At 44.6% G+C, this 3,707-nt stretch carries 3 protein-coding genes and 3 pseudogenes; 3 read left to right on the top strand and 3 right to left on the bottom strand.

Annotated elements, in window-relative coordinates:
• Both NSMM_RS11415 and NSMM_RS16550 read left to right on the top strand, forming a co-directional pair.
• On the top strand, nt 1–645 hold a 645-nt coding region (locus tag NSMM_RS11415), incomplete at its 5' end, for an IS6 family transposase (RefSeq protein WP_090287559.1).
• A gap of 347 nt (nt 646–992) precedes the next feature.
• Nucleotides 993–1,268 (top strand): annotated as a pseudogene (locus NSMM_RS16550) (IS6 family transposase); the annotation flags it as partial.
• Here NSMM_RS16550 and NSMM_RS11400 read toward each other — a convergent pair.
• The 3 genes and pseudogenes from NSMM_RS11400 to NSMM_RS11390 all read right to left on the bottom strand — a co-directional run.
• Nucleotides 1,260–1,889, bottom strand: a pseudogene (locus NSMM_RS11400) (IS1595 family transposase); the annotation flags it as partial. The pseudogenes NSMM_RS16550 and NSMM_RS11400 overlap by 9 nt on opposite strands.
• A 244-nt stretch (nt 1,890–2,133) precedes the next feature.
• Nucleotides 2,134–2,589 (bottom strand): DUF4231 domain-containing protein, encoded by a 456-nt coding sequence (locus NSMM_RS11395; RefSeq protein ID WP_090287555.1) that lies wholly within the window; start codon nt 2,587–2,589, stop codon nt 2,134–2,136.
• 249 nt (nt 2,590–2,838) lie between these two features.
• A pseudogene (locus NSMM_RS11390) lies at nt 2,839–3,138 on the bottom strand (IS6 family transposase); the annotation flags it as partial.
• A gap of 192 nt (nt 3,139–3,330) precedes the next feature.
• Here NSMM_RS11390 and NSMM_RS11385 point away from each other — a divergent pair.
• Nucleotides 3,331–3,573: an antitoxin gene (locus NSMM_RS11385; RefSeq protein ID WP_090287553.1), complete on the top strand. Its 243-nt coding sequence runs from the start codon at nt 3,331–3,333 to the stop codon at nt 3,571–3,573.
• Nucleotides 3,574–3,707: the final 134 nt, after the last annotated feature.

Genomic DNA, 3,707 nt, shown 5'->3' with positions numbered 1-3,707 from the left:
TTATGCACGAGCTATCGTGAATTGGAAGAAATGATGTTGGAGCGTGGATTTGAAGTCGATCACACAACGCTTTATCGTTGGGTTCAACATTATGCACCCGAAATGGAAAAACGCATGCGGTGGTACTACAAGCCGACGATGGGCTACAGCTGGCGGGTAGATGAAACCTATGTGAAGGTTAAAGGGAAATGGACATATTTGTACCGAGCTATTGATAAGCACGGTGACACGATTGATTTCTATCTTTCACCTACCCGTAATAAGAAAGCCGCCAAACGGTTTCTAGGCAAAGCGCTCAAATCCATAAAACCATGGGCACATCCGCAGACAATTAATACAGATAAAGCGCCGACTTTCGGTCCTGCCATTGATGAGTTGAAGGAAGAAGGGAAATGCCCTGAGGATACGGTACACCGGCAGGTAAAGTACTTGAACAATATTGTCGAGGCTGATCATGGAAAACTCAAACAGCTGATAAATCCCGTACGCGGGTTCAAATCCATGAAGACCGCCTATGCAACGATCAAGGGGTTTGAACTCATGCACATGTTCAAGAAAGGACAGATGGATGCATGGAAATATGGGCAAGGTCTCATAGGAGAAATCCGTCTTATTGAAAGACAATTCGATATTTACACCGCATAATCAAAAATATCAGAGATTTACTCTAGCCAACGCTATTTTTTGCAACAGAGCCGTCAAAATTTGTCACTTAACCCGTCATTTATTCTAAGGAATGCAAAGGGTTCATACGGCTTGTAATGTGACAAAAATTCAAGGGGAATCCCCTCCTTTGCAAACGTGACACGCAAGCGATCCAAAGACTCGAGTTCTTGCCGCCAATTCTGTTTTCTGAGACGACCCCCATAGGTCTTGGCTGTCTCGCCGATGAATTGAAAAACCATCAAGTCCATATGGCTCTGTCGCATTAAGCGAGATCATCGATACCTTCGTGATGAACTCTGTTGACATTGAAAAAATGGTGAGGCTCCATGCTAGCTGTAAAAGGAATGCGGTTTCCGATTGAGGTGATTCTGGTCTGTATCCGCTGGTACGCGGCGTATCCGTTAAGTTGCCGGCACCTGGAAGAAATGATGGAGGAGCGTGGTGTTACGGCTGACCATTCTACAGTGGGCCGTTGAGCGATCCGGTTTCTACCATTGCTGGAAAAGATTTTCAGAAAGTATAAGCGCCCGGTTGTTGGGAGCTGGCGGATGGACGAGACTTACATCAAGGTCAAAGGTACTTATAAATATCTCTACCGTGCTGCCGGGTGCCAGACAATCCTTTGCCCAGGCTGAAATTGCCTTTAGCGTAAATCCCGAGACTGGGGTAAGCCTCACGCGCAAAGGATGATCATCCTCAGTCAGAGACACAGCGGCAACAATGGGCACCTTGAGCTATGAACCTCTGCCCGCTTTTCCTCCCGCACGCTCTCCACCAAGATAAGCATCATCGACCTGGATTCTGCCATCAAGGACATAGCGCTCCTCACGATTAACCATCGCCTGCATCAGTTTGTGGTGTATCAACCATGCCGTAGGATAGCTCACTCCCAGCTGGCGCTTGAGCGCCAGGGATGACAAACCGGTCTTGGCCTGGCTAACCAGATAAATTGCCAAAAACCAGACGGTCAACGGTAGTTTAGTGCCCTGAAAAACTGTCCCGGCAATCAATGAGGCCTGATGTCGGCAGGCTCTGCATTGAAAAACCTTGCGTATACCATCACGTATGACATAGTAAGCAGTACCGTTACAGCGTGGACAGTGAAACCCATCCGACCAACGGGCAACTTCCAGCGCTTGCTCGCACTGCGCCTCCGTACCAAAATCCTTGAGGAATTTCAGCATCGACAGTCCAGATTGAAATTGAATTCGATTCATCGCCATGATCGATAACTCCTTGTATCATTTAACAGCCATGATTTTTATGCCGCAACAAACTCGTCAGACAAACCTTGCTGACGTTCGTTGCTAATCAGGAAATTTTTTAAGCAACTGCACTCAACAGAATGACCAATCTAGGCATGCCGGTATCCGTAAAACTATAACAATTAACGGGAGAACAGAGCCATTTGGTTCATTTTGATTTATTCAACAACGCCGCCAGAAGGCAGACTGTTTGTCATATTGGTTATCTCTGACCACCATCGATATTTTTTTGCATTTTTTCAATTTTTGCCTGAGTATATTGATACCATGCACTATTTTCTTTTGATATTAAACTTTCTACTCGTTGAACGAAGATGCGAAACGGTTCATCCTCATGGTACGGCTCACCTTTAGTTAAGAACAGAAACTTTTCATGTTTCAACGACTCACAAGTTGTACGGTATTCCGTCCAATTTTCTCTAAATTGATTAAGACTAACAAAGGATGATATCACTGCTATTGATGCGCCCAATACACCTACAACCAATGCAACTGGAAAAGGATCTTTTGCGAACCCTGCAATAATAGGAATCGCCGAAGCTGCCAGGATCTCTGTTCCTCTTAGCCATTTAAACCAACACTGGGCACTTTGGCTCTTTTTGTCATACCGGTTGATCTGATCATCAACTCTCGATGAAATGTATTCTTCTTCATTCATAATGCTTAATCCTTACAATCACTCAATCTTCGTTGTACCTTTAATTTCCTGGTTATCCGGCAGAGCAATCGAACTTAAATCACGCCAATAATCCGAAGCAAATAATCATTATTCCAACCGGCCTTTATGCGTTTTATTTGGTTCCGTCACATTAACGAAAGAAAGCTGATATCTGGTTAGTTTTATCAAGCGTACAGTTGATATTGATGCGATTATCTTGCCAACGCATAAAATTGTTCAGCAAAAGACATCTTGTTCCACAATATTATTAAGGTACTTTACCTGACGAACCACCATGGGTATCTGTTTGCTGGCATTGATCTCATCAATCGCCGCTTTATTGGCGCCATTTTTATCCATCGTGACTTTTTCAGGAACGCCATTGGCCTGCATGGCTTTATCAAAGAAGCGTTTAGCAGCGGCTTTATCGCGCTTGGCCGTTAATAGAAAGTCGATCGTTTTACCATCCCTGTCCACAGCGCGATAGAGGTATTTCCAAACGCCTTTAACCTTGATATAAGTCTCGTCCATCCGCCAGCTTCTACCAACCAGAATTACCTCAATCGGGAATCGCATCCTTTTTACAATAAGCATGTAGCGTCACCATTTTTTCGATGTCAACAGTCTACACGAAGGTATCGATGATCTCGCTTAATGCGGCAGAACTCGAATTGATAAATATCATTGATACATACTAATTTATGATATATACTTTTGGTATCTATTTAACAGGAGATTAATATGCATGCTACTGCCAAGTTATTTACCACTGGCCGGAGCCAAGCACTACGGCTTCCGAAAGAATTCCGTTTTCCGGGAACGGAAGTATTTATTCGTCGCGATCCTGTAACTGGCGAAGTCATACTGTCGCCAAAACCGGCATCCTGGGCGGAGTTTTTCGAGCTTGCCGATCGCACAAAGATTCCTGCCGATTTCATGGCGAATCGTGAAGACCTGCCGAACCAAGAAAGAGATTTGTTTTGATACGCTATATGCTGGATACAAATATGGCCAGTTATATTATCAAAAGCCATCCCCCGGAGATTCGACACCGGCTGGCGGCGCTGCCGATGGGCAGTATTACCATATCCGCAGTCACACAAGGCGAGCTTTTATAT

The sequence above is a fragment of the Nitrosomonas mobilis genome, assembly GCF_900103035.1.
GTDB lineage: Bacteria > Pseudomonadota > Gammaproteobacteria > Burkholderiales > Nitrosomonadaceae > Nitrosomonas > Nitrosomonas mobilis.
Note: the sequence above shows the minus strand (reverse complement) of the source record. Positions and strands in the feature narration are given on the sequence as shown.